Origin of the sequence: Streptomyces sp. NPDC059166, assembly GCF_042755185.1 — a bacterium.
GTDB lineage: Bacteria > Actinomycetota > Actinomycetes > Streptomycetales > Streptomycetaceae > Streptomyces.
Genome location: NZ_JBHZCI010000015.1, coordinates 76,657 through 101,958 on the forward strand (window position 1 = coordinate 76,657; position 25,302 = coordinate 101,958).

The 25,302-nt window shown below is 71.1% G+C and carries 24 protein-coding genes; 6 read left to right on the forward strand and 18 right to left on the reverse strand.

The window, feature by feature from the left end:
- Window positions 1-366: 366 nt before the first annotated feature.
- The 4 genes from ACFXOA_RS13830 (at window position 367) to ACFXOA_RS13845 (ending at window position 3,073) form a co-directional block, all read left to right on the forward strand.
- The gene (locus tag ACFXOA_RS13830) at window positions 367-537 is read left to right on the forward strand and encodes a hypothetical protein (protein ID WP_385026524.1); all 171 of its coding nucleotides are present in this window, start codon (window positions 367-369) and stop codon (window positions 535-537) included.
- Window positions 538-682: 145 nt separating this feature from the next.
- Window positions 683-1,231 carry a DUF1697 domain-containing protein gene (locus ACFXOA_RS13835; protein ID WP_385026527.1) on the forward strand — a complete coding sequence of 183 codons (549 nt, stop codon included), beginning with the start codon at window positions 683-685 and terminating at the stop codon, window positions 1,229-1,231.
- Entirely contained in the window at window positions 1,224-1,607 is a 384-nt protein-coding gene (locus ACFXOA_RS13840; RefSeq protein WP_385026530.1) for a DUF4440 domain-containing protein, read from the forward strand. Before ACFXOA_RS13835 ends, ACFXOA_RS13840 begins: the two co-directional genes overlap by 8 nt.
- 548 nt (window positions 1,608-2,155) lie before the next feature.
- Entirely contained in the window at window positions 2,156-3,073 is a 918-nt protein-coding gene (locus ACFXOA_RS13845; RefSeq protein WP_385026533.1) for a S1 family peptidase, read from the forward strand.
- A 101-nt stretch (window positions 3,074-3,174) separates the two neighbouring features.
- On the opposite strand, the gene ACFXOA_RS13850 is transcribed toward ACFXOA_RS13845, so the two are convergent.
- Window positions 3,175-4,191 (reverse strand): LuxR C-terminal-related transcriptional regulator, encoded by a 1,017-nt coding sequence (locus ACFXOA_RS13850; RefSeq protein WP_385026536.1) that lies wholly within the window; start codon window positions 4,189-4,191, stop codon window positions 3,175-3,177.
- A 148-nt stretch (window positions 4,192-4,339) separates the two neighbouring features.
- On the opposite strand from ACFXOA_RS13850, the gene ACFXOA_RS13855 reads away from it, so the two are divergent.
- Window positions 4,340-7,201 carry a M4 family metallopeptidase gene (locus tag ACFXOA_RS13855; protein WP_385026539.1) on the forward strand — a complete coding sequence of 954 codons (2,862 nt, stop codon included), beginning with the start codon at window positions 4,340-4,342 and terminating at the stop codon, window positions 7,199-7,201.
- Between the two features lie 91 nt (window positions 7,202-7,292).
- On the opposite strand, the gene ACFXOA_RS13860 is transcribed toward ACFXOA_RS13855, so the two are convergent.
- The 14 genes from ACFXOA_RS13860 to ACFXOA_RS13925 all read right to left on the reverse strand — a co-directional run bounded on the left by ACFXOA_RS13860 (window position 7,293) and on the right by ACFXOA_RS13925 (window position 20,686).
- Window positions 7,293-8,045: a sirohydrochlorin chelatase gene (locus ACFXOA_RS13860; protein WP_385026542.1), complete on the reverse strand. Its 753-nt coding sequence runs from the start codon at window positions 8,043-8,045 to the stop codon at window positions 7,293-7,295.
- Window positions 8,046-8,050: 5 nt separating this feature from the next.
- Window positions 8,051-8,929, reverse strand: coding sequence for an ABC transporter permease (locus ACFXOA_RS13865; RefSeq protein WP_385026545.1), 879 nt, complete (start codon window positions 8,927-8,929; stop codon window positions 8,051-8,053).
- Complete coding sequence (locus ACFXOA_RS13870) at window positions 8,916-9,707, reverse strand: ABC transporter ATP-binding protein (RefSeq protein WP_385026548.1); 792 nt, start codon at window positions 9,705-9,707, stop codon at window positions 8,916-8,918. Before ACFXOA_RS13870 ends, ACFXOA_RS13865 begins: the two co-directional genes overlap by 14 nt.
- A gap of 48 nt (window positions 9,708-9,755) precedes the next feature.
- Window positions 9,756-10,871, reverse strand: coding sequence for an aliphatic sulfonate ABC transporter substrate-binding protein (locus ACFXOA_RS13875; protein WP_385026550.1), 1,116 nt, complete (start codon window positions 10,869-10,871; stop codon window positions 9,756-9,758).
- A 234-nt stretch (window positions 10,872-11,105) separates the two neighbouring features.
- Entirely contained in the window at window positions 11,106-12,443 is a 1,338-nt protein-coding gene (locus ACFXOA_RS13880) for a sulfate adenylyltransferase subunit 1 (protein WP_385026553.1), read from the reverse strand.
- Window positions 12,444-12,445: 2 nt separating this feature from the next.
- The gene (gene cysD, locus ACFXOA_RS13885; protein ID WP_385026556.1) at window positions 12,446-13,381 is read right to left on the reverse strand and encodes a sulfate adenylyltransferase subunit CysD; all 936 of its coding nucleotides are present in this window, start codon (window positions 13,379-13,381) and stop codon (window positions 12,446-12,448) included.
- Window positions 13,378-13,923, reverse strand: a complete 546-nt coding sequence (cysC, locus tag ACFXOA_RS13890; protein ID WP_385026559.1) for an adenylyl-sulfate kinase — start codon at window positions 13,921-13,923, stop codon at window positions 13,378-13,380. The genes cysD and cysC overlap by 4 nt, the downstream gene beginning before the upstream one ends.
- A 23-nt stretch (window positions 13,924-13,946) precedes the next feature.
- Window positions 13,947-14,663 carry a phosphoadenylyl-sulfate reductase gene (locus tag ACFXOA_RS13895; protein WP_385026562.1) on the reverse strand — a complete coding sequence of 239 codons (717 nt, stop codon included), beginning with the start codon at window positions 14,661-14,663 and terminating at the stop codon, window positions 13,947-13,949.
- Complete coding sequence (locus tag ACFXOA_RS13900; RefSeq protein WP_385026565.1) at window positions 14,660-14,839, reverse strand: hypothetical protein; 180 nt, start codon at window positions 14,837-14,839, stop codon at window positions 14,660-14,662. The genes ACFXOA_RS13895 and ACFXOA_RS13900 overlap by 4 nt, the downstream gene beginning before the upstream one ends.
- Window positions 14,836-16,533, reverse strand: a complete 1,698-nt coding sequence (locus ACFXOA_RS13905; RefSeq protein WP_385026568.1) for a nitrite/sulfite reductase — start codon at window positions 16,531-16,533, stop codon at window positions 14,836-14,838. The genes ACFXOA_RS13900 and ACFXOA_RS13905 overlap by 4 nt, the downstream gene beginning before the upstream one ends.
- A gap of 115 nt (window positions 16,534-16,648) precedes the next feature.
- Window positions 16,649-16,732, reverse strand: a complete 84-nt coding sequence (locus ACFXOA_RS13910) for a putative leader peptide (protein WP_349817346.1) — start codon at window positions 16,730-16,732, stop codon at window positions 16,649-16,651.
- A gap of 132 nt (window positions 16,733-16,864) precedes the next feature.
- A complete protein-coding gene (locus ACFXOA_RS13915; RefSeq protein ID WP_385026571.1) occupies window positions 16,865-17,458 on the reverse strand; it encodes a GNAT family N-acetyltransferase in 594 nt (197 codons plus the stop codon).
- Between the two features lie 47 nt (window positions 17,459-17,505).
- Window positions 17,506-18,798, reverse strand: coding sequence for a GAF domain-containing protein (locus ACFXOA_RS13920; RefSeq protein ID WP_385026574.1), 1,293 nt, complete (start codon window positions 18,796-18,798; stop codon window positions 17,506-17,508).
- Window positions 18,799-19,048: 250 nt separating this feature from the next.
- A complete protein-coding gene (locus ACFXOA_RS13925) occupies window positions 19,049-20,686 on the reverse strand; it encodes an acyl-CoA dehydrogenase family protein (RefSeq protein ID WP_385026577.1) in 1,638 nt (545 codons plus the stop codon).
- A 17-nt stretch (window positions 20,687-20,703) separates the two neighbouring features.
- Between ACFXOA_RS13925 and ACFXOA_RS13930 the strand changes: the two genes are divergently transcribed.
- Window positions 20,704-21,831: a YihY/virulence factor BrkB family protein gene (locus ACFXOA_RS13930; RefSeq protein ID WP_385026580.1), complete on the forward strand. Its 1,128-nt coding sequence runs from the start codon at window positions 20,704-20,706 to the stop codon at window positions 21,829-21,831.
- A 151-nt stretch (window positions 21,832-21,982) separates the two neighbouring features.
- Here ACFXOA_RS13930 and ACFXOA_RS13935 read toward each other — a convergent pair whose 3' ends face one another.
- Genes ACFXOA_RS13935 through ACFXOA_RS13945 form a run of 3 tightly spaced genes read right to left on the reverse strand, consistent with a single transcriptional unit; the run spans window position 21,983 to window position 25,265 of the window.
- Complete coding sequence (locus tag ACFXOA_RS13935) at window positions 21,983-23,509, reverse strand: 3-hydroxyacyl-CoA dehydrogenase (RefSeq protein WP_385026583.1); 1,527 nt, start codon at window positions 23,507-23,509, stop codon at window positions 21,983-21,985.
- Window positions 23,510-23,544: 35 nt separating this feature from the next.
- Window positions 23,545-24,321 (reverse strand): CoA-transferase subunit beta, encoded by a 777-nt coding sequence (locus ACFXOA_RS13940; protein ID WP_385026586.1) that lies wholly within the window; start codon window positions 24,319-24,321, stop codon window positions 23,545-23,547.
- Between the two features lie 26 nt (window positions 24,322-24,347).
- Complete coding sequence (locus ACFXOA_RS13945) at window positions 24,348-25,265, reverse strand: CoA transferase subunit A (RefSeq protein ID WP_385026733.1); 918 nt, start codon at window positions 25,263-25,265, stop codon at window positions 24,348-24,350.
- Window positions 25,266-25,302: the final 37 nt, after the last annotated feature.

The window sequence follows — 25,302 nt, forward strand, 5'->3', positions numbered from 1 at the left end:
CCGGCGAGGAACGCCCGCGAGCAACCGCCCGCGAGGAACGCCGGAGGGGCGTTCCGCCGTGCCCAGCCCGCCATCGCTCCCCGGGTCGGGCGGCGGTCGAGGAGTGCGGACGGGGTGAGGCTGCCCATCGTGGCCAGGTCCGCGGCCCCTGGCGACGCGACGGCCCGAGGCTGATGCGCCCCGGTATGGGCGCGATGAGGCCATCCGGTGTGTGCCCGCCTGTGACGGAAGTTCGCCGACTGGGTGACGGCTCTATGAAGGTCTTGATCTGAGCGCGTCAATCGAGCAATGTTTCGAGGCAGCCCCCGGAGATCTTCCGGCCGAGGGCCAATCCCCCCACAAGGATTGACGAGGAGACCCCTCTTCATGACAGTTCACACACGCATGCGTTCGGTCAGGCTCACCGCCGCGACAACCGCGGTGGCGGCCGCCGTCGGCGCCACGCTGCTCACATCCCCGCTCGCGGGGGCCGCGGCGGACGCCGTCTCCGACGCGACCGAGGAAACCGCCAACAGGCTGCTGAGGATCGTCGGGTAGGTCCGGTACAACTGACCCCGGGCCGCCGCGCTCTCCCCCACGGAGCGCGGCGGTCCGGCATGCCCGGTGAGGCACGAGGCGGATCGCCGCCCGTGGGACGCGCCCCGTGCGGAACCGGTGAGCCCGACACCCTAGGGTGGGGACCATGAGCGCGATGTACGCGGCACTGCTGCGGGGGATCAACGTCGGCGGCCGCCGGAAGGTGCCCATGCCGGATCTGCGGGAACTTCTCGGGAAGCTGGGGCACGAGGACGTCGCCACCTACCTGCAGAGCGGCAACGCCGTGTTCCGCAGTGCGTCCGGTGACGAGGAGTCCCTTCGCGCGGACCTCGAGCGGGCCCTCGAATCGCACTTCGGCTTCCCCGTGGACTGCCTGGTCCGCTCCGCCTCCTACCTCGCGGACGTCGTCGAGGCGTGCCCGTTCCCGGCCGCCGAGCTCGAGGGCAAGCAGCTCCACGCGACGTACTTCGACCAGCCCGTCGACGCCGCCCGGTTCGCCTCGCTCGACGAGGAGTCCTTCCACCCCGAGGAGTACCGGCTCGGGGACAGGGTCCTCTATCTGTACGCACCCGAAGGGCTGGGCCGCTCCAAGCTGGCCGTCGCCCTGGGCCGGCCCGCCGTCACCCGGGGGCTCGTGGCCACCAGCCGCAACTGGAACACCGCCGTGAAGCTTGTGGAGATGACACGTGACTGAGCCCTCCCCGGCCGTGGCCGCAGCCATCGAGGGCGAGCTCCGCCTTCTCGACCCCGTGGTACGGGCGTCCGCCGACGTGCTGGCCGAGCTCCTGCACCCCGACTTCCGCGAGATCGGCACGAGTGGCCGGCTCTGGGAGCGGGACACCATCATCGCCATGCTCACGGACCCGGACGCGCCGCGCCCCGGTCCGCTCACCGCGTCCAGGATGCGCGGCGAGCAGCTCGCACCCGATCTGGTTCACCTCACCTTCGACACCGAGTCCAAAGGGCTTCGCTCGCACCGCAGTTCGCTCTGGCGGAAGGCGGAGGACGGCTGGCGTCTCTACTTCCACCAGGCGACCCCCTTCATCGACGACCCGTTCGCCGAGGTCTGAGCCGCCCACCGTGCCCGGGCGGCGGCCCGGAGCACGCCCGGGGCCGGTCCCGCAAGGGTGCGGTGCCGGACTGATCCGGGCCCCGGCTCAGTCCGGTTCTCGCCGGAAGGTTCAGTTCCAGCCAGGTCGGCGGCCCGGGCAAAAGGCAGGTAAAGCCGACCGAACGGACGGGCGCCGCCGCCTGCCGGCGGCGCTGCCGCGGTTTCCCGCTCGCCTGCCGTCCGGGCCGTGCGGACGTGTGTGAACGCGATGCGCGTAGACAGTGGCCGAGGTCCGCCCGGCGTTCCCCGCTTTGCAGCAGTTCACGGCGGAGCTCCGTCCGGTGAGCGGACGCCGGTGTGCGGAGGGCGCGTTCGCGAGGGGCCGGAGGGCGCGATGTTCCCGATCCCGCGGGTCCGGAAGGCGACCTTGCCAGCGGTTGAACCGGAGTCAAGGATTCGAGGCGTGCGGTTGGCAGGTCCACGGCGAGAAATCCCACTGGCCGTGGAGAGCCGTACACCCGGACCGCCCACCCAGCGGACCGGCACCCCCCAAAGACGGAGGATCCTGTGACCTTCAAGCGCTTCGCCCCCCTCGGCTCGATCTCCAGACGTGCTCGCCTCATCGCGGCGACCTCGGGTCTGGTCACCGCCGTCGCGCTTGCGGCGCCCACCGCGGTCGCCCAGGCGGCCCCGAACGCCACCGTGACGAAGGCGGAGCTGGCCGAAGCCAGTTCGGCCGTGCGCGGCGCCGACATCGCCGGCACCGCCTGGTACACCGAAGCGAACACCGGCAAGGTCGTCGTCACCGTGGACAGCACGGTCACCGCCGCCGAGATCGCCGAGATCAAGAGGTCGGTCACCGACTCGGGCGCCAAGGCCGAGATCAACCGCACCGAGGGCACCTTCAACAAGCTCATCGCCGGCGGCCAGGCCATCTACGCGGGCGGCGGGCGCTGCTCCCTCGGCTTCAACGTCCGCAGCGGCAGCACGTACTACGCGCTGACCGCGGGGCACTGCACCGAGATCGGCAGCACCTGGTACACCAACTCGGGCCAGACGGCGGTGCTCGGCTCGCGCGCGGGCAGCAGCTTCCCGACCAACGACTACGGCCTGATCCGGCACAGCAACTCCGCCAACGCGGACGGCCGGGTCTACCTCTACAACGGCAGCTACCAGGACATCACCACGGCCGCGAACCCCCGGGTCGGCCAGGCGGTGAAGCGCTCCGGCTCCACCACCGGGGTGCACAGCGGCACGGTCACCGGGCTCAACGCCACGGTCAACTACGGCGGCGGTGACATCGTCTACGGCCTGATCCAGACCAACGTCTGCGCCGAGCCCGGCGACAGCGGCGGCTCGCTCTTCTCCGGCAGCACTGCCCTCGGCCTCACCTCCGGCGGCAGCGGCAACTGCTCCTCGGGCGGGACCACCTTCTTCCAGCCGGTCGTGGAGGCCCTCAACGCCTACGGCGTCAGCGTCTTCTAGGACGGCCTGATCCGGCTCACGGCACCCTGGACGGGCCGCGCTCCCCGAGCGCGGCCCGTTGCCGGCTCCGGGCGGGCGGCGCGGCCCCGCCTGCCGGTGGGTCAGTCCTTCAGCCAGCCCCTGAGCGTGGCCTGCACCCCCGCCTGGAAACGCGTCTCCACGTTCAGCGTCTGCATCAGCCGGGAGATGCGGCGGCGCACCGTGTGCACGTGGATGTCCAGGCGCCGCGCGATCGCCTCGTCCTTGAGGCCGGAGGCGAGCATGGTCAGCAACTCCCGCTCCTCCTCGGTGACCTGGCCGTGCGGGTCGGAACCGATGGGGGTCGCGTGTTCCCAGACCGCCTCGAACAGCGGCACCAGTGCATGGCTCAGCAACGAGTCGCTCACCAGCAGTGCCGACGCCGTCGGGTCGGCCGCGTCGGTCGGCGGCAGCAGCGTCACCCTGCGGTCGACGGTGATCAGCTTCGTGGGAAGACCGGTGCCGACCCGTATCTGCACGCCGTGGGCGGCCAGCACGTCCAGACCGCGGGCCCGGCCCTGGTAACTCAGTCCCTCGCGGTCCACCACCGCCCGTACGCGCACCCCGCGGCGCACCGGATCGGTCATGTTCAAGGGCATGGGCATACCGTCCGGCTCGCTCGCCGCGTACGGAGGCCGGTCGAGCAGCGCCACCTCCTCCGTCGCCGACACGAGCATCCCGGACACCCGTTCGGCGATCGCCTGACTGCCGTGGATCGTCTCGATCCCGAAGGCGCGGGTGTCGTGCGCGGTGCTCAGCAACTGGGCCGCGAGCTGGTCGACGGAGCCGGTCAGCTCCTCCAGTTCGGCCGAACGGTGCAGCAGTTCGGCCTTGCTGAGATGGATCAGGTTCCGCAGCGCCGTGGCCGGGGCCACCGCCTTCGGCAGGGTGCCCGGCTGAGGCCCGGCGGGGAGGGTGAAGCCCCGCTCGGTGAGCTGCTCCAGGGCGGAGGACACCCGGCGCGCCGGGAGCCCGAGAGTCCGGGCGAGAGCGCTGCGGCTGGCGTGCCCCGGCTCGTTCAGCAGGCTCTCGTACACCCGTAGCTCGTCCGTACCGAGCCCGAGGGCCTGCCACCGTATGTCCTGTTCCGACTGCTCCACGGCGACGATCTTCGTCGGTCGGAGGGGGCCACACAAGTGTGCACGTACACAAGTCGGCACCTGGAACACATTGTTCACCCAGGCCCTCCGGTACTTGCATGTGCGCTACCGATATTCGTTCATGCGCCAGTGCTACGGAGGAACCATCGTGCGAACTGCACCCCGCAGGAGAGCGCTCAGATCCGGATCCCAGGCCGGTCTGACCGTCGGCCAGGGCGTCGCCGCGCTCCTGGCGGCGGCCGGCCTGCTGGTCTCGGCGGTCCCCGCCGCCCAGGCGGCACCCGCCTCGGACCCCACCGCGTCCTCGGTGGTACCCGGTGAGGAGACCGCGACTCCCGCTCTCGTCACCGGCCTGGAGGACGCTGCCGCCGGAACGGGCAGCGCCGTCGACGCCGCACGTGGCCACCTGAAGGCCAAGTCGAGCCGCTACCACATCGCGGACCCGGACAAGAACCTGACGGCGGCCGGTACGGAGAGCGAGGGCGGCCGCGAGACCGTCCGCCTGCAGCAGAAGTACAAGGGTGTGCCGGTGCTCGGCGGGCAGTACGTCGTGCGCATGGACAAGAAGGACGGCAAGCGCACCGTCACCGGGACCTCCGGCAAGTACTTCACCCAGCTCAAGCTGGACACCGTGGAGCCCCGGATCACCGAGAAGAAGGCGATCGAGCGGGCCGTCGGCGCCGTCCTGTCCCAGCTGGGCTCCGGCCCGATGCGCAAGCCGGCCGCCGAGGACCAGAAGTCCGCCGAGGCGAAGTCCACGCTGACCGGCTCGGCCGAAGGGCTGGCCGTCCTCCCGCAGGGCGAAGGCGTCCTCACCCGGCACATCACCGTCTCCGGCACCAGCCCGGTGGACGGGCAGCCGGTCAAGCAGAACGTCTACGTCGACGCGCACTCCGGCTTCCCGATGCTCCAGTACAGCGCGATCAAGACCTTCGGAGCCTCGGGCACCGGTACTCCCGTCGCGAGCGGGGCCGCCGGCAGCCCGGACCAGGTGTCCACCGCGGCCGCACAGGAACTCGTCGTCAAGGGTTCCGGCAAGCGCTACAACGGTGAGAACGTCGAGGTGAACCTCTACCGGGGCACCGACGGCGCGCTCCAGACCATCGACTACGGCTTCCGGGGCGACAACCCCAACGTCGGTCCGATGCTGTCGACCTACGACGCCCGGGGCAAGGAGGCCGCCTCCGCGTCCGGCCTCTGGCCCAGCGGCATCAAGACGTTCCGCCCGGCCACCACCGAACTGGGCGAGGACTACACCGACTCCGGCGCGGTGGACGCCCACTGGGGCGCGCACCAGGTCTACGACTACTACAAGTCGAACTTCGGCCGTAAGGGCCTGGACGACAAGGACGGCTTCATCTACTCCCTGGTCGGTGTCGTGAACGGCGGAATGCCGTTCAACAACGCCTTCTGGGACGGCCAGAAGATGGTCTACGGCCAGGGCGGCGGCGACTACCGCACCTTCTCCGCGGACACCGACGTCGTCGGCCACGAGATGACCCACGGCGTCGTCGAGCACAGCGCCAACCTCGTCTACGCCGGTCAGTCCGGTGCCATGAACGAGGCGATCGCCGACTACTTCGGCAACGCCATCGACCTCACGGCCAACCACATATCCATGGACGACCCCGACGCCGCGCTGCTCGGTGAGGACCTGTGCACCACCGCGGGGCCGCGCGAATGCGCGCTGCGCGACCTGGACGACGGCGCGACCACGTCCAAGGACTTCATCGGTGTCAGCTACCGCAGCGACAACGGTGGTGTGCACCTCAACTCCACGATCTTCTCCGGCGCCCTGTGGGACATCAGGCAGGACCTCGACCCCGCCTTCGCGGACAAGATCGTCTACCGTGCTCTGACGGCTTACATGACTCCGCTCGACGGCTTCACCGAGGGCCGCGCGGCGGTCATCGCGGCAGCCCAGGAGCTCGGTGCCACCAAGGCGCAGATGAAGATCGTCAAGCGCTCCTTCGACGCGCACGGCATCGTGCCCGGCTGGGAGAAGGCGCTCGGGGTCGACACCGACACCCTCCTCGGCAAGGTGAACATCGCCGGTACCGGTGTGGGCGCCGGCGGAGGCAAGTACGCGGTCTCCCGGACCAGCGAGGACGGCAGCGAGCCCTACTCGGTCTGGGTCGGCAACACCAGTGGCAAGGGCGGCCAGACCCTCGTCAGCCCGAACAACGGCAACTACAACGTCTACGCCACCACCGACGGGAAGAACGTCGCCTGGGCGGAGTTCGCCGCGACGAGCATCCTCTTCCACGTGCGTCCGGTCGGCGGCGGCATGGACAAGGTCGTGGGGGCCTCGGGCACCAACGTCTCCGGGCTGGCGATCGACGGCGACCACCTCGTCTACACCGTGATGGACCCGTACACCGGCATGCAGCACGTCGCCTACATCAACATCCGGACCGGAGTGTCGGGAATGGTCGACGACGGCCGCCACGAGCTCTCCACCGCCCTGCCTTCGGTGAAGAACGGCAAGATCGCCTACGCGAAGATGTGGCCCGAGAGCGACAGCTTCAAGCTCGGCGTCGAGGTCTTCGACACCGCCACGGGCACCAAGAAGCTGATGCCCGTGAACAAGGACACCGCCATGGGCATCGGCCAGACCGCCCTCACGGACGACGGAGTCTTCTGGATCCTCGACCAGGACCTGACCGACAACTACAAGGCCGCCGTGGAGCGTGCGGCACTGGACGGCTCCGACCACATCACCGTCCTGCCGGAGGCAGGCGAGGGCTCGCTGTACGCCTACTCGCTGACCGCCTCCGACGACGCTGTCACCGTGACGGACCTGCCCCCGGCCACCAGCTACGCCAACGACACGCTGCCGAAGCTCTACCAGACGGCCCCCGACGGCAAGGGCGGCCCGCGCCGGGTCTCCTGCAACCGCGGTGACCAGGTGTTCGGTGCGTCCGACACCGGGCAGCGCGTCCTGTGGCTGGACGGCACCACCGGCTACACCAACCTCGTGAAGCGGGACCGTCCGGCCGGCAGCTGCTGACCTGACCCCGCCCTCGACGTGAAGCACGAAGAGGCGGTCCCGGCTCCTCGGTGGAGCCGGGACCGCCTCCTCGTACGCGGAGACCGGGACCTCAGGCGGTCATCGCGCCGGCGGACTCGACCCGCGCCTCGTCGTAACGGGCCAGCAGCAGCCGGGCGAGCGCCGGCGAAGGACCGAGCACACCGGCCAGCACATCGGCCCCGGCCTCCTCGGCGCCCGCGGCGATACGGTCAGGGAGCCGGCCGGGGGCGATCACGTACGGGGCCACAGCCACCCGCCGCACACCCTCGGCCCGCAGCCCCCGCACCACATCGGCGGTGCGGGGAAGAGATGCGGAGGCGAACGCAGGCCGCACGGCGCACCAACCGGTGTGCCGCAGCTCCCGCGCGATTTCAGCGATCACTGCGATCGCCTCCGGGTCCGTGGAGCCCGCCGAGGCCAGGACCAGCCCGGTCGAGGCCCGGTCGGGCGGCGTGATCCCGGCCTCACGGAGCCGCTGCTCCAGTGCCGAGTTCAGCAGGGGCGACGGGCCGAGGACCCCGGCCTGGCGGACGCGGAGCCGCGGCAGCCTGGTCCTCGCCTCGCGCAGTACCGAGGGGATGTCCGACTTGGCGTGGAAGGCACGCGTCAGCAGCAGCGGGAGCGCCACGACCTCACCGGTTCCCTCGGCGGACAGACGCTCCAGCACCCTGGGCACCGACGGCGCGTTGAACTCCAGGAAGGCGGTCTCGACACGCAGCCCGGGCCGCAGCGACCGCACCCGCGCGGTGAGCGCGTGCACGGTCGCCGCGTGGCGCGGGTCGCGGCTGCCATGGGCGACGACGAGGAGGACGGGGGCGGGCACGGCACTCAGCTCTTCACGAGGAGACCGCGGCTGCGCAGTACCCGCCGCTCCAGCGGGCTGAAGATCAGCAGGTCGATCGCGATGCCGACGAAGAGGATCAGGAGGATCGCCAGGAAGATCCCCGGCATGTCGAAGTTGTTCCGGCCGTTCTCCAGCAACTGCCCCAGGCCCAGACCAAGATCGGGCGAGGAGGCGATGATCTCGGCGGCCATGAGGGAACGCCAGGAGAACGCCCAGCCCTGCTTGAGTCCCGCCAGGTAACCGGGCAGCGCCGCCGGCAGGACGATGTGGATCGTCCCGCGCAGCCCCGTGGCGCCGATGGTCCGGCCCGCCCTGAGGAACAGCGGCGGCACCTGGTCGACGCCGGAGACGAGCCCGTTGGCCACCGACGGCACGGCGCCGAGCAGGATCACCGCGTACATCGTCCTGTCGTCGAGGCCGAGCCAGATGATGGCAGGAGCCACCCACGCCACCGACGGCAGGGACTGCAGCCCGGACAGGATCGGCCCGATCGCGGCCCGGACCACCTTCACCCGTGCCACCAGCATGCCCAGGGGGGTGCCGATGGCGACGGCCATCACGAAGCCGAAGAGGCCGCGCGACACACTGGTCCAGATGACCTCCAGCAGAGTGCCCTGAAGCCACATGTCGGTCAGGCTGTCCCAGACCGCCCCGGGCGGCGGGAGCTTGTAGTCGTCGGTGACCTTCGCCCAGACCAGCAACTGCCAGACGAGGACCACCAGGACCACCGCGACCACGGGCGGCAGGACCTTGTTGAGGAGGATCTCGCGTGTGGGTGTCCGGCGTACCTGGACCGCGTCGAGCGCGTCCAGGCCGGCTTCGAGCCCCGCCAGGTCGTCGGCCTTCGTCTCAGTGCTGGCCATGTCGGCGGATCTCCCCACGCAGTTGTTCGGTGATCTCGACGGACAGTTCCGCCACGGCGGTGTCCTCGATGCGGCGAGGCTGCTCGATGTCGACCGTCCACTCGCGGGCGATCCGCCCCGGTCGCGAGGAGAGCAGGATGACGCGCTGGGCGAGCCGTACCGCCTCGCGCACGTTGTGGGTCACGAAGAGGACGGAGGCGTTCGTCTCCCGCCAGATCCGGGTCAGTTCGTCGTGCAGCACATCGCGGGTGATGGCGTCGAGCGCGGCGAACGGCTCGTCCATCAGCAGCAGTTGACTGTCCTGGGCGAGCGCGCGGGCCATCGCCACCCGCTGGCGCATCCCGCCCGACAGTTCGTGCACCCGCTTCCCGTACGCCCCGCCCAGGCGTACGAGTTCGAGCAGCCGCTCCGCCTCCGGGCGGCGGTCCGACTTCGGCACCCCGCGCAGACGCAGGGCGAGTTCGATGTTCTTGCCCGCGGTGAGCCACGGGAAGAGGGCGTGTTCCTGGAACATCAGGGCCGGCCGCCCGCCGGGGGTCTCGATGGACCCCGCGGACGGGCGGTCGAGGCCCGCGACGAGATTGAGCAGGGTGGACTTACCGCACCCCGAGGCTCCCAGGAGGGTGACGAACTCACCCGGGGCGACGTCGAGCGTGATGTCGTCCAGGACGAGCTGCTGCCCCGTGGGTCCTGCGAAGGACTTGGAGACGTTACGGATACGAGCGGCGTGCTCGACCGCTGCACGGTCCTCGGCCTTGGTGAGGGTGGTGGTCGCCATGGTCGTCACCTCCTGGGAGTCTTCAGGGAACCTGGTGCGGTCGGGTGGTCACTCGGCGCCGAGGCCGGCGTCGTCGACCTCGGGCTGCCCCTCAGCCTTGAGGATCTTGTTCAGCGGCTTCAGGTCGTAGATGCCCTTGAGGTCGGGCTTCTCCAGCAGTCCGGCCGAGACGGCGTGGTCCGCCTGCGCCTGGAGCGTGGCCGCCAGCGGGTCGTCCGTGATCTGGATGGACTCCCACGCCGGGTCGAGGACCTCCGCGGACAGCGGCTTGCCGCTCAGCTTCTCCAGCGCGGCGTTGGCCGAGGCCTTCGCCTTGTCCGGGTTGGCGTTGATCCACTTGTTGGTCTTCACCGTGCCGCGGAGCACCGCGTCCACGACGTCGGGGTGCTCGGAGAGGAACTTCTGCGACACGATGATGTTGGTGATGACGAACTTGTCGTCAGGCCACAGCGACGACTCGTCGAGCAGGACCTTGCCGCCCTCGGCGACCAGCTTGGACGCGGTCGGCTCGGGCACCCATGCGCCGTCCAGGGAACCGGACTTGAAGGCGTCCGGGGTCACCTTGTTGTCCGAGCGGACCACGGAGACGTCGCCCTTGCCGCTCTGGGCGTCGACCTTCCAGCCCTTCTCGGCGATCCAGTGCAGGAATGCCACGTCCTGGGTGTTGCCGAGCTGCGGGGTGGCGATCTTCTTGCCCTTGAGGTCGTCCAGGGTCTTGATCTTCTCGGGGTCGACGACGAGCTTCACGCCGCCGGAGGCCGAGCCGCCGATGATGCGCAGGCTCTGGCCCTTGGACTTGGCGAAGCCGTTGATCGAGGGGGAGGGGCCGATGAAGCCGATGTCGATCGAACCCGCGTTGAGCGCCTCGATCTCCGAGGGCCCGGCGTTGAACGTCGAGGGCTTGACCGAGGTACCGCCCAGCTCCTTGGCGATGAGGCCTTCCTGGATACCGACCAGGGCGGTGGCGTGCGTGAGGTTCGGGAAGTAGCCGATCTTCACGGTGTCGGCAGAGAGCTTCTTCCCGCCGGCGGTGGCGGCCGCCTTCGAGGAGTCCTCCTCCTTCGCCTCGGAGCCGTAGCCGCAGGCGGTGGCCGCCACGGCGAGGAGCGGCAGGGCGGCGACCGCGGCGAGACCGCGGCGGAGCGAGGTACGGGTGACAGGCACGGGAGGCTTTCCTCTCGTAGGCCCGGCTCTCACGTCCCCCTGGAGTGAGAGGGCGCGGCCGGGCGGTCGGCAGGTCTTCGTCTGTACGGGTGGTGCGGGCGGTACGAGGGGGCGCGCAGGCAGTGCGCGTACGTCATCACGCACATCGCCCGACCCCGCCCTGGCCGCTGCCGAGGGCGCCGCTGCCGACGCGGCCGCCCTCCTTCGCGAACGTCGAGTAGAAGTCGCCGGTCATCAGAAGTCCCACTCCGCGTCCTCGGCGGAGGTGTCCGCGTCGGCCTCCGCCTCGGCGGCGAACGAGACACCCGCCATGCCCGCCGTCAGCGTCGTGCCGTCGGCGGGGTCGATCAGCAGGAACGACCCCGTGCGCCGGGAGTCCGCGTACGCGTCGAGCGCGAGCGGCTCGGCGGTACGGACCACGACCCGGCCGATGTCGTTGGCCACCAGCCTGCCCGGAGCCGGGTGCTGGGAGAGGTCGTCCAGCGTCAGGCGTGACGGGATGTCCTTGACGATCGCCTTGACCGTGCGGGTGGTGTGCTTGAGCAGCACCCGCTGACCGACGGTGAGCGGCTGGTCGGCCACGTGGCAGACCGTCGCCTCGACGTCCTGGGTGGTGGCGGGGGCGTCGTCGGCCGGGGCGATCAGATCGCCCCGCGAGACGTCGATGTCGTCGGCGAGCCGGATGGTCACCGACTGCGGCGCCCAGGCGATGTCGACGCTCTCGCCGAGCGCGTCGATCCCCTCGATCGTCGTGGTGCGCCCCGAGGGGAGCACGGACACCGTCTCGCCCACCCGGAACACCCCGGCGGCGATCTGGCCGGCGTACCCCCGGTAGTCCGGGTTGTCGGCGGTCTGCGGGCGGATCACGTACTGCACGGGGAAGCGGGCGTGGCAGGCGGTGAGGTCGTGGCTGACCGGGACCGTCTCCAGGTGCTCCAGGACCGTGGGGCCGCCGTACCAGTCCATGTGGGCGGACGGCTCCACGACGTTGTCCCCGGCCAGCGCGGAGATCGGGATCGCGGTGATCTCCGGGACGCCGAGCGAGGCGGCGTAGGCGGTGAACTCCTCGGCGATCGCGGCGAACACCGGCTCCGCGTAGTCCACCAGGTCCATCTTGTTGACGGCGAGGACCACGTGCGGGACACGCAGCAGGGCGGCGACCGCGGCGTGTCTGCGGGTCTGCTCGACCACTCCGTTGCGGGCGTCGACCAGGACGACGGCCAGCTCGGCGGTGGACGCGCCGGTGACCATGTTGCGGGTGTACTGCACGTGGCCGGGGGTGTCGGCCAGGATGAAGCGGCGCCGGGGCGTGGCGAAGTAGCGGTAGGCCACGTCGATGGTGATGCCCTGTTCCCGCTCGGCCCGCAGACCGTCGGTGAGCAGGGCGAGGTCGGGAGCCTCCTGGCCGCGGTTGGTGGAGGCCAGCGCGACGGCCTCCAGCTGGTCGGTGAGGACCGACTTGGAGTCGTGCAGCAGGCGCCCGACGAGGGTGGACTTGCCGTCGTCGACGGACCCCGCGGTGGCGAAGCGCAGCAGGGTGGTGGCCGAGAGCTGCTCGGTGGTGGTGGTCATGTCTAGAAGTACCCCTCGCGCTTGCGGTCTTCCATCGCGGCCTCGGACATCTTGTCGTCGGCGCGGGTCGCGCCCCGCTCGGTCAGGCGGGAGGCGGCGATCTCGGTGATGACGGCGTCCAGGGTGGTCGCGTCGGAGTCGACGGCGCCGGTGCAGGACATGTCGCCGACGGTGCGGTAGCGCACCTGCCGGGTCTCGGTCCTCTCGTGCTCCTTGGGTCCGCCCCATTCGCCGGCGGTCAGCCACATGCCGTTGCGGCTGAAGACCTCGCGCTCGTGGGCGAAGTAGATCTCCGGGAGCTCGATGCCCTCCCGCTCGATGTACTGCCAGACGTCCAGCTCGGTCCAGTTGGAGATCGGGAAGACGCGGACGTGCTCACCGGCGGCGTGGCGGCCGTTGTAGAGCTGCCACAGCTCCGGGCGCTGCCGGCGGGGGTCCCACTGGGAGAACTCGTCGCGCAGGGAGAAGACGCGCTCCTTGGCGCGGGCCTTCTCCTCGTCGCGGCGTCCGCCGCCGAACACCGCGTCGAAGCGGTGCTGCTGGATGGCCTCGGTGAGCGGGACCGTCTGCAGGGGGTTGCGGGTGCCGTCGGGACGCTCACGGAGCTTGCCCGCGTCGATGTACTCCTGCACGGAGGCGACGTGCAGACGGAGCCCGTGCTTCTCCACGGTGCGGTCGCGGTAGTCGAGGACCTCGGGGAAGTTGTGCCCGGTGTCCACGTGCAGGAGCGTGAAGGGGATCGGGGCCGGGGCGAACGCCTTCAGCGCGAGGTGCAGCATCAGGATCGAGTCCTTGCCGCCGGAGAAGAGGATCACCGGCCGCTCGAACTCACCCGCGACCTCACGGAAGATGTGCACGGCCTCCGACTCCAGGGAGTCCAGATGGCTCAGCGCGTACGGGTTGACGGTGCCTTCCGGCACGGTGGCGACGGTGCTCACGCCAGGCCCCTCTCGGTGAGCAGCGCGTGAAGCGCCGCTGCGGACTCCTGCACGGTCTGCTGGTGCGACTCGATCCGCAGATCCGGCGACTCGGGTGCCTCGTAGGGGTCGTCGACCCCGGTGAGGCCGCTGATCTCGCCCGCCGCCTGCTTGGCGTAGAGCCCCTTCACATCGCGCTCGGAGCACACCTCGACCGGCGTCGCGACGTGCACCTCCAGGTACGCGGTGCCCTCCTGCAGATGACGCTTGTGCACGGCGTCGCGGCTGTCGGCGTAGGGGGCGATGACCGGGACCAGGACCTTCACGCCGTTGGCGGCCAGCAGTTCGGCGACGAAGCCGATCCGCTGGACGTTGGTGTGACGGTCCTCGCGGGAGAAGCCGAGGCCCGCGGAGAGGAACTCCCGGATCTCGTCGCCGTCCAGCACCTCGACCCGGTGGCCCTCGGCGCGCAGCCGGCCCGCCAGTTCGTAGGCGATGGTGGTCTTGCCCGCGCTCGGCAGACCGGTGAGCCAGACGGTGGCCCCCGTCTCCGTCACGCTCATCGATATCTCCTGATCAGTCGTCATCAGCCGTGCAGCCCGCACTCGGTCTTGCCGCGTCCGGCCCAGCGGCCGGCCCGCGCGTCCTCGCCCTCCAGCACCCGGCGGGTGCAGGGCGCGCAGCCGACGGAGGCGTAGCCGTCCATCAGCAGCGGGTTGGTCAGTACGCCGTGCTCGGCGACGTACGCGTCCACGTCGGCCTGGGTCCAGCGGGCGATCGGCGAGACCTTCACCTTGCGGCGCTTCTCGTCCCAGCCCACGACGGGCGTGTTCGCCCTGGTGGGGGACTCGTCGCGGCGCAGCCCCGTGGCCCAGGCGCTGTACGCGGTCAGCCCTTCCTCCAGCGGCTTCACCTTGCGCAGCGCGCAGCACAGGTCGGGGTCGCGGTCGTGCAGTTTCGGCCCGTACTCGGCGTCCTGCTCGGCCACCGTCTGACGCGGGGTCAGGGTGATGAGGTTGACGTCCATCACCGCGCCCACGGCGTCCCGGGTGCCGATGGTCTCCTCGAAGTGGTAACCGGTGTCCAGGAAGACGACGTCCACCCCGGGGAAGACCCTGGACGCCAGGTGTGCCACGACCGCGTCCTCCATGGAGGAGGTGACGCAGAAGCGCTTGCCGAAGGTCTCGGCCGCCCAGGTCAGGATGTCGCTCGCGGAGGCGTCCTCCAGGTCGCGCCCGGCCTGTTCGGCCAGGTCCTTCAGGGCCTCGTCGGTGAGTGCGTCCGCTCGCAGAGTGTCCGTCATGTCCCGTCCCCTTCTCCGTCGTTGCGCTGAAGTCCCCGGGTCAGCAGACCCACGAACTTCAGCTGGAACGCACGGTTGCAGGAAGCGCATTCCCACGCTCCGTGGCCCTCCTCGTGCGGACGCAGGTCCTCGTCGCCGCAGTAGGGGCAGTAGAACGGCGCGGCTCGTCCGCTCATGACAGCGACTCCGCACCGGCCCGGGCGGCCCAGGTGGCGAAGCGCTCGCCGTCCTCGCGCTCCTCCTGGAACCGTCCGAGCACGCGCTCGATGTAGTCCGGGAGTTCGGCGGAGGTGACCTTCAGCCCGCGGACCTTGCGGCCGAAGCCGGCCTCCAGGCCGAGCGCGCCGCCGAGGTGCACCTGGTAGCCCTCGACCTGGTTGCCGTCGCCGTCCAGCATCAGCTGGCCCTTGAGGCCGATGTCCGCCGTCTGGATGCGGGCGCAGGCGTTGGGGCAGCCGTTGATGTTGATGGTGAGCGGCTCCTCGAAGTCCGGCATGCGGCGCTCGAGTTCGTCGATGAGCGAGGCGCCCCGCGCCTTCGTCTCGACGATCGCCAGCTTGCAGAACTCGATGCCGGTGCAGGCCATCGTGCCGCGGCGGAAGGGCGACGGCTTCACCTGGAAGCCCAGGGCCTCCAGCCCGGCGGAGAGCGACTCGACCTGGTCCTGCGCGACGTCGAGGATCAGCATCTTCTGCTCGACGGTGGTGCGGACCCGGCCGGAGCCGTGCGCCTCGGCCAGATCGGCGATCTTGGCGAGGGTGGACCCGTCCACCCGGCCGACGCGCGGGGCGAAGCCGACGTAGAACCGGCCGTCGTTCTGGGGGTGCACACCGATGTGGTCGCGCCAGCGGGAGGAGGGCTGCTCCGGTGCGGGGCCGTCGAGCAGCGGACGCTTGAGGTACTCGTCCTCGAGGATCTGGCGGAACTTCTCCGGACCCCAGTCGGCCATCAGGAACTTCAGACGGGCGCGGGTGCGCAGACGGCGGTAGCCGTAGTCGCGGAAGATGCCGACCACACCGGCCCAGACGTCCGCGACCTCGTCCAACGGCACCCAGGCGCCCAGGCGTTCGGCGAACCGCGGGTTGGTGGAGAGCCCTCCGCCGACCCACAGGTCGAAGCCCGGGCCGTGTTCCGGGTGCACCACACCGACGAAGGCGATGTCGTTGATCTCGTGCACCACGTCCTGCACGGGGGAACCGGAGATCGCGGTCTTGAACTTCCGCGGCAGGTTGGAGAACTCGGGGCTGCCGATGTAGCGCTCGTGGATCTCGTCCACGGCGGGGGTGCCGTCGATGATCTCGTCGGCCGCGATGCCGGCCACCGGCGACCCGATGATCACGCGGGGGCAGTCGCCGCAGGCCTCGGTGGTCGAGAGCCCTACCGCTTCCAGCTTCTCCCAGATCGCGGGGACGTCCTCGATGCGGATCCAGTGCAGCTGGACGTTCTGCCGGTCGGTGATGTCGGCCGTCCCGCGTGCGTACTCCTCGGAGATCTCACCGATCACCCGGAGCTGCGGGGTGGTCAGCCGTCCGCCGTCGATGCGCACCCGCAGCATGAAGTAGCGGTCGTCGAGCTCCTCCGGCTCCAGGATCGCGGTCTTGCCACCGTCGATCCCGGGCTTGCGCTGGGTGTAGAGCCCCCACCAGCGCATACGGCCGCGCAGGTCGTTCGGGTCGATCGAGTCGAATCCACGCTTGGAGTAGATCGTCTCAATGCGTGTCCGCACGTTGAGACTGTCGTCGTCCTTCTTGAACTGCTCGTTCCCGTTCAGCGGGGTGAAGTGACCCATGGCCCACTGACCTTCACCACGGTGACGTCCGGCCTTGCGGCGGGGCGTGGCGGTAGCAGGCTTCTCGGGGCTGGCGGCCATGGCGATACGTCCTTCGGGACTGCAGGAGGGCGGCTCTGAACTGCACACTCGCGCGAGGCGCGGCGGTGCGCAGGGGTGGAGCGTGAGATCGGGGAATTCGCGGTGCTGGAAGTTCTCAGCGGACCGGACAGATGGCGCTGGACATGCGGCCGAGGTCGACGTGCCGCCGACTCACCAAGGCAATTCCAGTTCCAGACATGACGGAAGCGTGTCACGCGGATCTCGGGCCAGTCCACCACGATCCACTATGTGGACGCGGTGGTCCTGCAATATGAGACGGTGTGGTCCCGGTCACGCCGCCCTGTCGACAAAGCGACAGAAGTGGGCATGATCAGGCCTCCGCGCCGGGCCAGAGCCCGGGGTGGGCGGTCACCGCCTCGCGTTCGGTCCGGGTGTCGAAGAGGCGGAAGCCACGCCGCAGGTAGTTGTCCATCGCGTGCGGGCCGTCGTCCGAGCAGGTGTGCAGCCACACCCGCTTCGTCGGCGTCCGGTCCGGGTGGCGCTCCGCGAGGTCCCAGGCACGCGCCACCCCGCAGGACAGCAGATGCCCGCCGATCCGGCGTCCCCTGAACGCGGGCAGCAGACCGAAGTACACGACCTCGACGGCACCGTCCTCCTGGGCGTCCAGCTCGATGAACCCCGCCGGGGTCCCGTTCTCGTACGCCACCCACGTCTCGCCTCCCGGCCGCTCCAGGATCTCCCGCCACTGCGCGTGGGTGAGCGACAGCCGGTCGGTCCACCGCACGTCGGCGCCCACCGCCGTGTAGAGGAAGCGGCTGAACTCCGGCAGCGGAGTCTGCGAGCGCATGACCGTCACACCCGCTCCGGGGGCGGAGGCGGGGCGCAGGTCCTCGGGCGACGTCTGTTCCAGATACCAGACGGTCACGTCGGCGTGGGCGGGGGAGGAGGAGGTGCGGTCGCTCATGACGTCAGAAAACCATGGCCACGGCCCCGCGACGAACCCGCCCCCGCTCAGCGGGCACCCTCGGGCGCCCGCGCGCGGAGCACCACCGGAGCCGTCGACCGCGGTAACAGGTCCGCGGGCACCTCGGGGTGGGCGACCTCCACCACCACCCCCTCGCGGAACCTGTACGGCCGGTGCTCGAGAACCTCCGCGAGACGGCGGCGGATCCGCGAGACCTCCGCCCTCACCGTCACCGTCCGCGAGGCGTCGCCGAAGACGTCTAGAGCGAGCTCCGCGGCCGTACGCCCCTCCCGGTGCAGCGCCAGCGCGTACAGCAGTTCCGCGTGGCGGGGGGAGAGGCGGTGCTTCCAGGTCGCCACCGGGCCGGCCACGTGCACCGCGAGGTCCCGCTCGCGGCTCAGGTCGAGCACCACCCGGCGCGGAGGCCCGTCGTGAGCCCCGTCGGTGACCTGCACCAGCCAGCCGCCGGGCAGCGGCTCCACGCGGCACATACCGAGGGGGGCCAGCCATACGGGCCCCGGCGCCAGCGACTTCGGCAGCGGCAGCCGGTCCACGGGCGGCATCCCGCTCACCGCGGCCAGCCAGCCGTGGGTGTCCACCACCAGCGCGCGTCCGCCCAGCTTGCACAGCAGCGGCGCCCCGACCGAACGCAGCCGTTCGATCGCGACCAGATGCCGGCCGCGAAGCTCGCTCTCCGCCAGCGCCGCCACCGAACCGACCAGCGCCAGGGTCGCCGGGTGGAAGGTGGACGCGGGACCGCTGATGTCGACGATCCCCACCAGCTGGCCGTCCCTCGGGTCACGCACCGGGGCCGCGGCGCAGGTCCAGCCGTGCAGGGCGCGGATGAAGTGCTCGGCGGAGTGGACCTGGACCGGGGTGCGCGCGGCGAGCGCGGTGCCGATGGCGTTGGTCCCCGTGGCCGACTCCGCCCAGGCCGCACCCTCCTCCAGACAGATGTCCTTCGCCCGGCGCATCACGGCCGCGTTCCCCTGGCGCCACAGGACCCGGCCCTCCGGGTCGGTGACCACCATGATCTGCCGCGCCGCGTCCGCGCTCCTGGCCAGGCCCTCCCGCAGCAGCGGCATCACCTCACCCAGCACCGTGCCGCTGCGCCGGTGCTCGATCTCCTCCATCTCCAGCAGGCTGCTCTCCGGCGACTGGCCCGGGTCGATCCCGCTGGCCATGACGCGGTCCCACGACGCGTCGATCTCCGCACGAGGGGCCGCTGCCGTACGCTCACCCGCCATCCGGGCCTCCCGGGCGCGGTGGATCAGCCGCTGGGGCAGTGCCGGGCCGGGTCCGCCTCCCGGCCGGTCCGGCGCCGCAGAGCGTGTGTCCATGACGGTCCCCCCAACAAGGCGTGGGCCCGGCCGTGCGGCAACCGGCCCAGAGGGAACCATCCTGCCGTGCGGGCCACGTCCCTGACCCGGCCTCCACGTAATGATTGCAACCCTTTGCAACTCTGGTGACGTGCCCAGGTGCGTACGAGAGTGGTGTGACACCGTGCGGCGGTCCTCGACCGCCGCGAGGTGGTGCACAAGCGTGGAGGGTGGTGCCGTGTCGGCGCAGCATCACCCTCCTTCGTTTGCCCTATCCCTCCCGCACCCGCGCCCGGCGCACGATCGCGGCGAGGTCCGGAGTGTGCGGCAACGTCCCGAAGGACGAGCCGCCGTCGCGCCCGAGCCGTGAGGCGCAGTACGCGTCCGCGACCTCCGGCGGTGCCCAGCGCACCAGCAGCGAGCCCTGGAGCACCAGCGCCATCCGCTCCACCAGCCGCCTGGCCCGCGCCTCGACGGCGTCGAGGTCCGCGAGCTCGGTCAGCAGGTCCTTGATCGCTCCGTCGAGACGGTGGTCGGCGCCGCGGGCCCTCCCCACCTCGCGCAGGAACGCGTCGAAGGCCGCCGGCTCCCGTCGCAGGGCGCGCAGCACATCGAGCGCCTGCACGTTGCCCGATCCCTCCCAGAGGGAGTTCAGCGGCGCCTCCCGCAGCAGCCGGGGCATCCCGGACTCCTCGACGTAGCCGTTGCCGCCGAGGCACTCCAGCGCCTCCCCGACGACCGCGGCGCAACGCTTGGTCACCCAGTACTTCGCCGTCGGCACCGCGATGCGCAGGAACGCCCGCTCCTGCTCGGTGTCCGCGTCGCAGGCGGCGGCCAGCCGCAGGGCGAGCGTCGTCGCCGCCTCCGACTCCAGGGCCAGGTCCGCGAGCACGTTGCGCATCAGCGGCTTGTCGACGAGCGGGCCGCCGGACACGCTCCTGTGGGCACAGTGGTGGACCGCCTGCGCCACCGCCTGGCGCATCAGCGCCGCCGATCCGGTCACGCAGTCCAGCCTGGTCGCCGCCACCATCGGGATGATGGTGCGGACCCCACGGCCCTCCTCGCCGACCCTCCGCGCCCACGTGCCGTCGAACTCGACCTCGGCGGAGGCGTTGGACCGGTTGCCCAGCTTGTCCTTGAGGCGCTGGATCGCGAACACGTTGCGGGCACCGTCCGGCAGGACCCTGGGCACCAGGAAGCAGCTGAGCCCGCCAGGAGCCTGCGCCAGCACCAGGAAGCCGTCTGACATCGGAGCGGAGCAGAACCACTTGTGGCCGGTGAGCAGGTACTCGCCCTCGCCGGTCAGCGGTTCGGCCCGCGTGGTGTTGGCCCGTACGTCGGAGCCGCCCTGCTTCTCCGTCATACCCATCCCCAGGAGCGCGCCGGACTTCTCCGGCGCCGGGCGCAGCTCCCGCTCGTACACCCGTGAGGTCAGCAGCGGTTCCCACTCGGCGGCCAGCGTCGGGTCCGCCCGAAGCGCCGGGACCGCCGCGTGCGTCATCGACAGCGGACAGCCGTGCCCGGCCTCGGCCTGCGTCCAGACCAGGAAACCGGCCGCGCGCCGCACATGGCCGCCCTCCCTGCCCCAGGCGTCCGTCAGCCCGGCGGAGACCGCGTGGCCGAGGAGGCGGTGCCAGGCGGGGTGGAAGTCCACCTCGTCGACCCGGTTCCCGTACCGGTCGTGCGTCCGCAGCCGCGGCGGGTTCTCGTTCGCCGCCGCACCCCACCCCTGGGCCTGCGCGGAGCCTGCGGACAGGCCCAGCGTGCGCAGTTCCCCCCGTGCCTCGTCGAGCGCCCCGGCCGGGAGGTGCCGTTCGACGGCCTCGGTCAGTACCAGGTCGCCCCCGTACACGTCGTAGCCGGTCAGCGGCGGAACCTGGTTGGTCACTGTGTGGGTGCTTGCTGCCATGCCGATACGGTAAGGACGTGCAGGCAGCAAATGAAACACCCGAGCGGCCACCGGGCCGACTCCACCGGGCCCGAGTCCTCTACCGCAACGTCTCGAAGCGGCAGATGGCGTGGCAGTTGCTCAAGGACACGGTCAATTCGTGTGTCGAGTACCGCATTCTGGGCCTCGCGGCGGAGGCCGCCTTCTTCACCCTGCTGTCGTTGCCACCCCTGCTGCTCGGCCTGATCGGCCTGCTCGGCTACGTCGACGACTGGACGTCCACCACCACCGTCGCCTCGATCGAACGCAACATCCTCGGCGCGGTGCAGACGGTCCTGTCCGAGCGGGGCGTCAACGACATCGCCAGACCGCTCATAGCCGACGTGACCACCGGGGCACGCCCCGACGTCATCTCCCTCGGCTTCGCGATCGCGCTCTGGTCCGGCTCACGCGCGGTGAACGTCTTCATCGACACCATCACCGTGATGTACGGACTCGACGGCCACCGGGGCATCGTCAAGACCCGGCTGCTGGCCTTCCTGCTGTACGTGGTCGCCCTGCTGCTGGGGGCCGTCGTGCTGCCGCTGCTGGTGGTCGGGCCCGACCGGGTGGTGGAGTTCGTCCCCTGGGGGACGGAGGTGCTGTCCGTCCTCTACTGGCCGCTGGTCATCGTCCTGTCCATCGCCTTCCTGACGACGCTCTACCACGTGTCCGTCCCGGTCCGTTCGCCCTGGATGGAGGACGTGCCCGGCGCTCTCGTGGCCCTGGGCATGTGGGTCCTGGGCAGTTTCCTCCTGCGGATCTACCTCACGAGCACCGTCGAAGGCCCCACCATCTACGGCTCGTTGGCCGCGCCGATCGCCGTCCTGCTATGGATAGGTATCTCCGCTTTCGCCGTTCTCGTCGGAGCTGCCGTGAATGCCGCGATCGACCGTGTCTGGCCGTCGCTGGCCACGGCGGCCGCTCGCGCCGCCAACGACCGTGTGAAGGCGGCACAGGCGGCCGAACTCCTCGCCCGGACCCAGGTCTCCGAGTGGGACGCCTACGCCGACGACGACGAGGACGTGTCCATGCCGTCCGAGTTCCCCGAGCGGTGGTCGCGCTTCCTGCCTCCGGACGACCTCAGGTCCCGGCTGCACGGCCCCCGCGACAAGGACGCCTCCTGACGGCCCGCCCGGCCCTCCCGGCGACCGCGGGGCCGTGCCGTGTGCCGATGTGCCGGACGCCACGTCGGAGCGGGCCCGCGGAGCCCCGGCCCGCGACCGGATCCGTACGACCGGTCACGAGCCCTGCCCCGGAGGCGCCGCCCCGTGCGCCCTACGCGCAGTCCGCCGGTGCGGTGCCCGGATCCGTCAGCGCGAGACCCAGCTGGGCGCGTTCCGTCAGCCACCGCGTCGGCCGGTACCGCGGGTCACCCGTCGTCGCGTGCAGGGACCGCTGCAGCTCCAGCAGCCGGGCGGCGCCGATCCGGTCACCCCAGGCCAGCGGCCCCGTCGGGTAGCCCAGGCCCGTCGTCACCGCCAGATCGATGTCCGCCGGGGTGGCCAGTGAACGCTCCGCGATCGAGGTCGCGACCGACACGACCGACGCCAGCAGCCGCTGTGCCACCGAGCCCGCGGTGTCGCGCACCACGGACACGGCGTACGGATCCTGACCGTCCGCCGCGCGGGCCAGGACCGCGCGCGCGTCCCGAGCCGCGGCCGGATCGGCCGCCGGGGTCACCGCGAGCACCCGGCGGCGGCCCGACGGGGGCAGCGGGTCGACCCCGAAGGTACGCGCGGCCGGCAGTGCCCACTCCGCGGCGGCTGCGGCCACGGTCGTCCCCCAGACGGGGACGAGCACGACCGCGTCGGCGGAGGGCCCGGTGCCGTCCTCGACGGCCGCTCCCGCGGCGGTCAGCACGCTGCGGAGCTCATCGCCCCGTCCGCCCGCCACGAACACCGGCCGCCCGGCGTCACCCGTCACCGGCGCCTCCGGAGCGGGCCCCGTCGCCTCGGGCCCGTACGGGAACCAGCCCTGCCCGGTCTTGCGCCCGTGCAGCCCCGCGGTCACCCGGTTCGGGGTGAGGAAGGAGGGGCGCAGCCGGGCGTCGTGTCGGAAGCCCTGCCAGATCGAGTCGATCACCGCGGCCGTGACGTCGAGCCCGGTGAGGTCCATGAGCTCGAAGGGCCCCATCCGCAGGCCCAGCACGTCCCGGGCGATCCGGTCGATCCCCGCCGGGTCCGCCACCGACTCCTCCAGCAGCGCCAGCGCCTCCGTCACCAGGCCGCGCCCGGCGTGGTTGACCAGGAAGCCCGGGGTGTCGGCGACGGTCACCGCGCGGTGACCGCAGCTCTCGACCAGCGCCGTCAGGGCCGGTGGGATCTCCGGGCGGGTCGCCGCACCCGGCACCACCTCGACGATCTTCATCAGCGGCACGGGGTTGAAGAAGTGCAGCCCGGCCAGGCGCCCGGGATCCCTCAGCGACGCGGCGATCCGGGTCACGGACAGGGAGGAGGTGTTCGTCGCGAACACGGCCGAATCCGGCAGGACGCCCTCCAGCTTCCCGAAGACCTCCGCCTTGGTGCCCAGATCCTCCCGTACGGCCTCAACGACCAGTTCGACCTCCGGCCCCGGCGCCCACGGGTCGTCCAGGGGGACCAGACGCTCCAGGGCGGCGGCGGCGTCGCCGGAGGTCATCCGGTCCTTGTGGACCGCGCGTTCCAGCATCGAACGCACGAAGTCCACGGCCGCGGCCACCGCCTCGGCCCTGACGTCGCAGAGTTCCACGGTGTGCCCGGCGACCGCGGCCCACTGGGCGATGCCCCGGCCCATGGCTCCGGCGCCGACGATCCTGATACGCATGGCGGTGACGTCCTCTCGGCAGATGCGGCGGGTGTTCAGCGAAGGTAGACGCGGTCGGGATCGACATCCTCGCGCAGCAGCCGCAACTCGGCCGCCGTCGGCGCGGGCACGGTGGAAACGGTGTCGGCGACGAGGAGGTCCCAGCCCGTGGCCTCGCGGACCTGATCGACTGTCACACCGGGGTGCACGGCGATCAGCCGGAGCTCCTCCCCGGCACCGCCCCTTGCCAGGATGCCCAGTTCGGTGATGACCCTGGTGACTCCCGCGCCCAGCGGCCTGATTCCGTCGGCGAGCGCGCGGTCCGGTCCAGGTGTGGTGCAGAAGTCCAGGGCCTCGGTGAACGAGCGAGGGTTGTGGCGGCGCATCACCACGAACACCTCGTGCGAGTTGGCCATCACCTCCACCGCCCCGCCCGAGCCCGGCAGGCGGACGGCCGGGCTCTCCCAGTCGCCGATGACCGAGGTGTTGAGGTTGCCCCACCGGTCGATCTGCGCCGCCCCCAGGAATCCCACGTCGATGTGGCCGCCCTGGAGCACGCAGCCGAACAGCGCAGGCATCGACAGCACCGCCTCGGCGCCCGAGATCAGCACGGCGTCGGCGATGGTCTCCGGCAGATGCGAGGGATGCGCCCCGCACACCCCGGACTCGTACACCACCTCGATCTCCGGCGCGACGGTCAGCCGGGCGAGTTCGGTGGCGAGCGTCGGAAGGCCGATCCCCGCGAACACCGTCCTCCGGGCGGCCAGTTCGCGCGAGGCGACGACCGAGAGCAGTTCGGAGGACGTGGCGGTCTCCGGCGCGGTGGTGGTCATGGGCCGTCCCTTCTCCCGCGGCGCGCTCACAGCCGCCGCCCGTAGTTCACCGGTTCGCTGAGCGCCTCGCCGACCGCGAGCCCCGCCCAGAAGTCCTCGCCCAGCTTGTCGACGTACTCGGCGTGGTCGGCCGTTCCGTACACCCACTCCGCCAGCCAGGCCCGCAGCCGTTCCGGATCCTTGCTGATGTGCGACCAGGACCGGTAGAAGGCGTTGTCCCGGTCGTAGTAGCCCTGGGCGAACGAGGGATGGGCCCCGCGCGGGCAGACCACGACCGCGTCCACCGCGTGGGAGGGGATCAGTGTGCGGTTGGGGTCCGAGCGGACCACCTCGTCCGCGACGAGCTCCTCGACGACCACGATCGCCTTGTCGGCCGCGTACACCGCCTCGGCCTGGATACCGGTCAGGCCCCAGATCTGGGTGTTGCCCCGGCGGTCGGCCCGCTGGGCGTGGACGATCGTCACATCCGGGTTCACCGGCGGCACGACGTAGATCTGCTCCGGCTCGCCGTCGGGTCCCGGATAGGGCGAAGTCACCTTGCGCAGATCGGGATTGACGCCCGGGAGGTCACTGCCGCCGTAGCTGCGCAGCGGGTAGAAGGGCAGCCGCTGGGACCCGGCCAGGTAGCGGCAGACCATTCCGTAGTGGCTGTACTCCTCGAACTCCAGCGGCGCCGGGTCGGCGCGCTCGATCCTGCGGCGCAGCTCACCGAGCGAACCGGCCGAGGAGTTGCCCACGAAGGACGAGACCAGCCGGGAGACGCAGCCCGCGGCGATCATCTGGTCGACCACGATGTCCGCGGTCATCCGTACGACGGTGAGGTCCTTGCGGCCCTGCCGGATGATCTCGTGGCCCGCGGCCGTCGGCACGAGGTGGGTGAACCCCTCGATGCCGACGGTCGCCCCGTCGTGCACGTAGGCGGCGACGGCCTCCCTCATCGACATGACTTTGCTGGGCCCGTCGGCCGTATCCGTCCGCTCC

Excerpts from the sequence above, each read along its gene's own strand:
- ACFXOA_RS13925 (WP_385026577.1), bottom strand. The coding sequence starts at position 20,686 with ATGGCAGCAAGCACCCACACAGTGACCAACCAGGTTCCGCCGCTGACC.
- ACFXOA_RS13910 (WP_349817346.1), bottom strand. The coding sequence starts at position 16,732 with ATGTCTGGAACTGGAATTGCCTTGGTGAGTCGGCGGCACGTCGACCTC.
- ACFXOA_RS13945 (WP_385026733.1), bottom strand. The coding sequence starts at position 25,265 with ATGTCGATGAGGGAGGCCGTCGCCGCCTACGTGCACGACGGGGCGACC.
- ACFXOA_RS13835 (WP_385026527.1), top strand. The coding sequence starts at position 683 with ATGAGCGCGATGTACGCGGCACTGCTGCGGGGGATCAACGTCGGCGGC.
- ACFXOA_RS13870 (WP_385026548.1), bottom strand. The coding sequence starts at position 9,707 with ATGGCGACCACCACCCTCACCAAGGCCGAGGACCGTGCAGCGGTCGAG.
- ACFXOA_RS13880 (WP_385026553.1), bottom strand. The coding sequence starts at position 12,443 with ATGACCACCACCACCGAGCAGCTCTCGGCCACCACCCTGCTGCGCTTC.
- ACFXOA_RS13900 (WP_385026565.1), bottom strand. The coding sequence starts at position 14,839 with ATGAGCGGACGAGCCGCGCCGTTCTACTGCCCCTACTGCGGCGACGAG.
- ACFXOA_RS13865 (WP_385026545.1), bottom strand. The coding sequence starts at position 8,929 with ATGGCCAGCACTGAGACGAAGGCCGACGACCTGGCGGGGCTCGAAGCC.
- ACFXOA_RS13935 (WP_385026583.1), bottom strand. The coding sequence starts at position 23,509 with ATGCGTATCAGGATCGTCGGCGCCGGAGCCATGGGCCGGGGCATCGCC.
- ACFXOA_RS13830 (WP_385026524.1), top strand. The coding sequence starts at position 367 with ATGACAGTTCACACACGCATGCGTTCGGTCAGGCTCACCGCCGCGACA.
- cysC (WP_385026559.1), bottom strand. The coding sequence starts at position 13,923 with ATGAGCGTGACGGAGACGGGGGCCACCGTCTGGCTCACCGGTCTGCCG.
- ACFXOA_RS13895 (WP_385026562.1), bottom strand. The coding sequence starts at position 14,663 with ATGACGGACACTCTGCGAGCGGACGCACTCACCGACGAGGCCCTGAAG.
- ACFXOA_RS13940 (WP_385026586.1), bottom strand. The coding sequence starts at position 24,321 with ATGACCACCACCGCGCCGGAGACCGCCACGTCCTCCGAACTGCTCTCG.
- ACFXOA_RS13905 (WP_385026568.1), bottom strand. The coding sequence starts at position 16,533 with ATGGCCGCCAGCCCCGAGAAGCCTGCTACCGCCACGCCCCGCCGCAAG.
- ACFXOA_RS13920 (WP_385026574.1), bottom strand. The coding sequence starts at position 18,798 with ATGGACACACGCTCTGCGGCGCCGGACCGGCCGGGAGGCGGACCCGGC.
- ACFXOA_RS13915 (WP_385026571.1), bottom strand. The coding sequence starts at position 17,458 with ATGAGCGACCGCACCTCCTCCTCCCCCGCCCACGCCGACGTGACCGTC.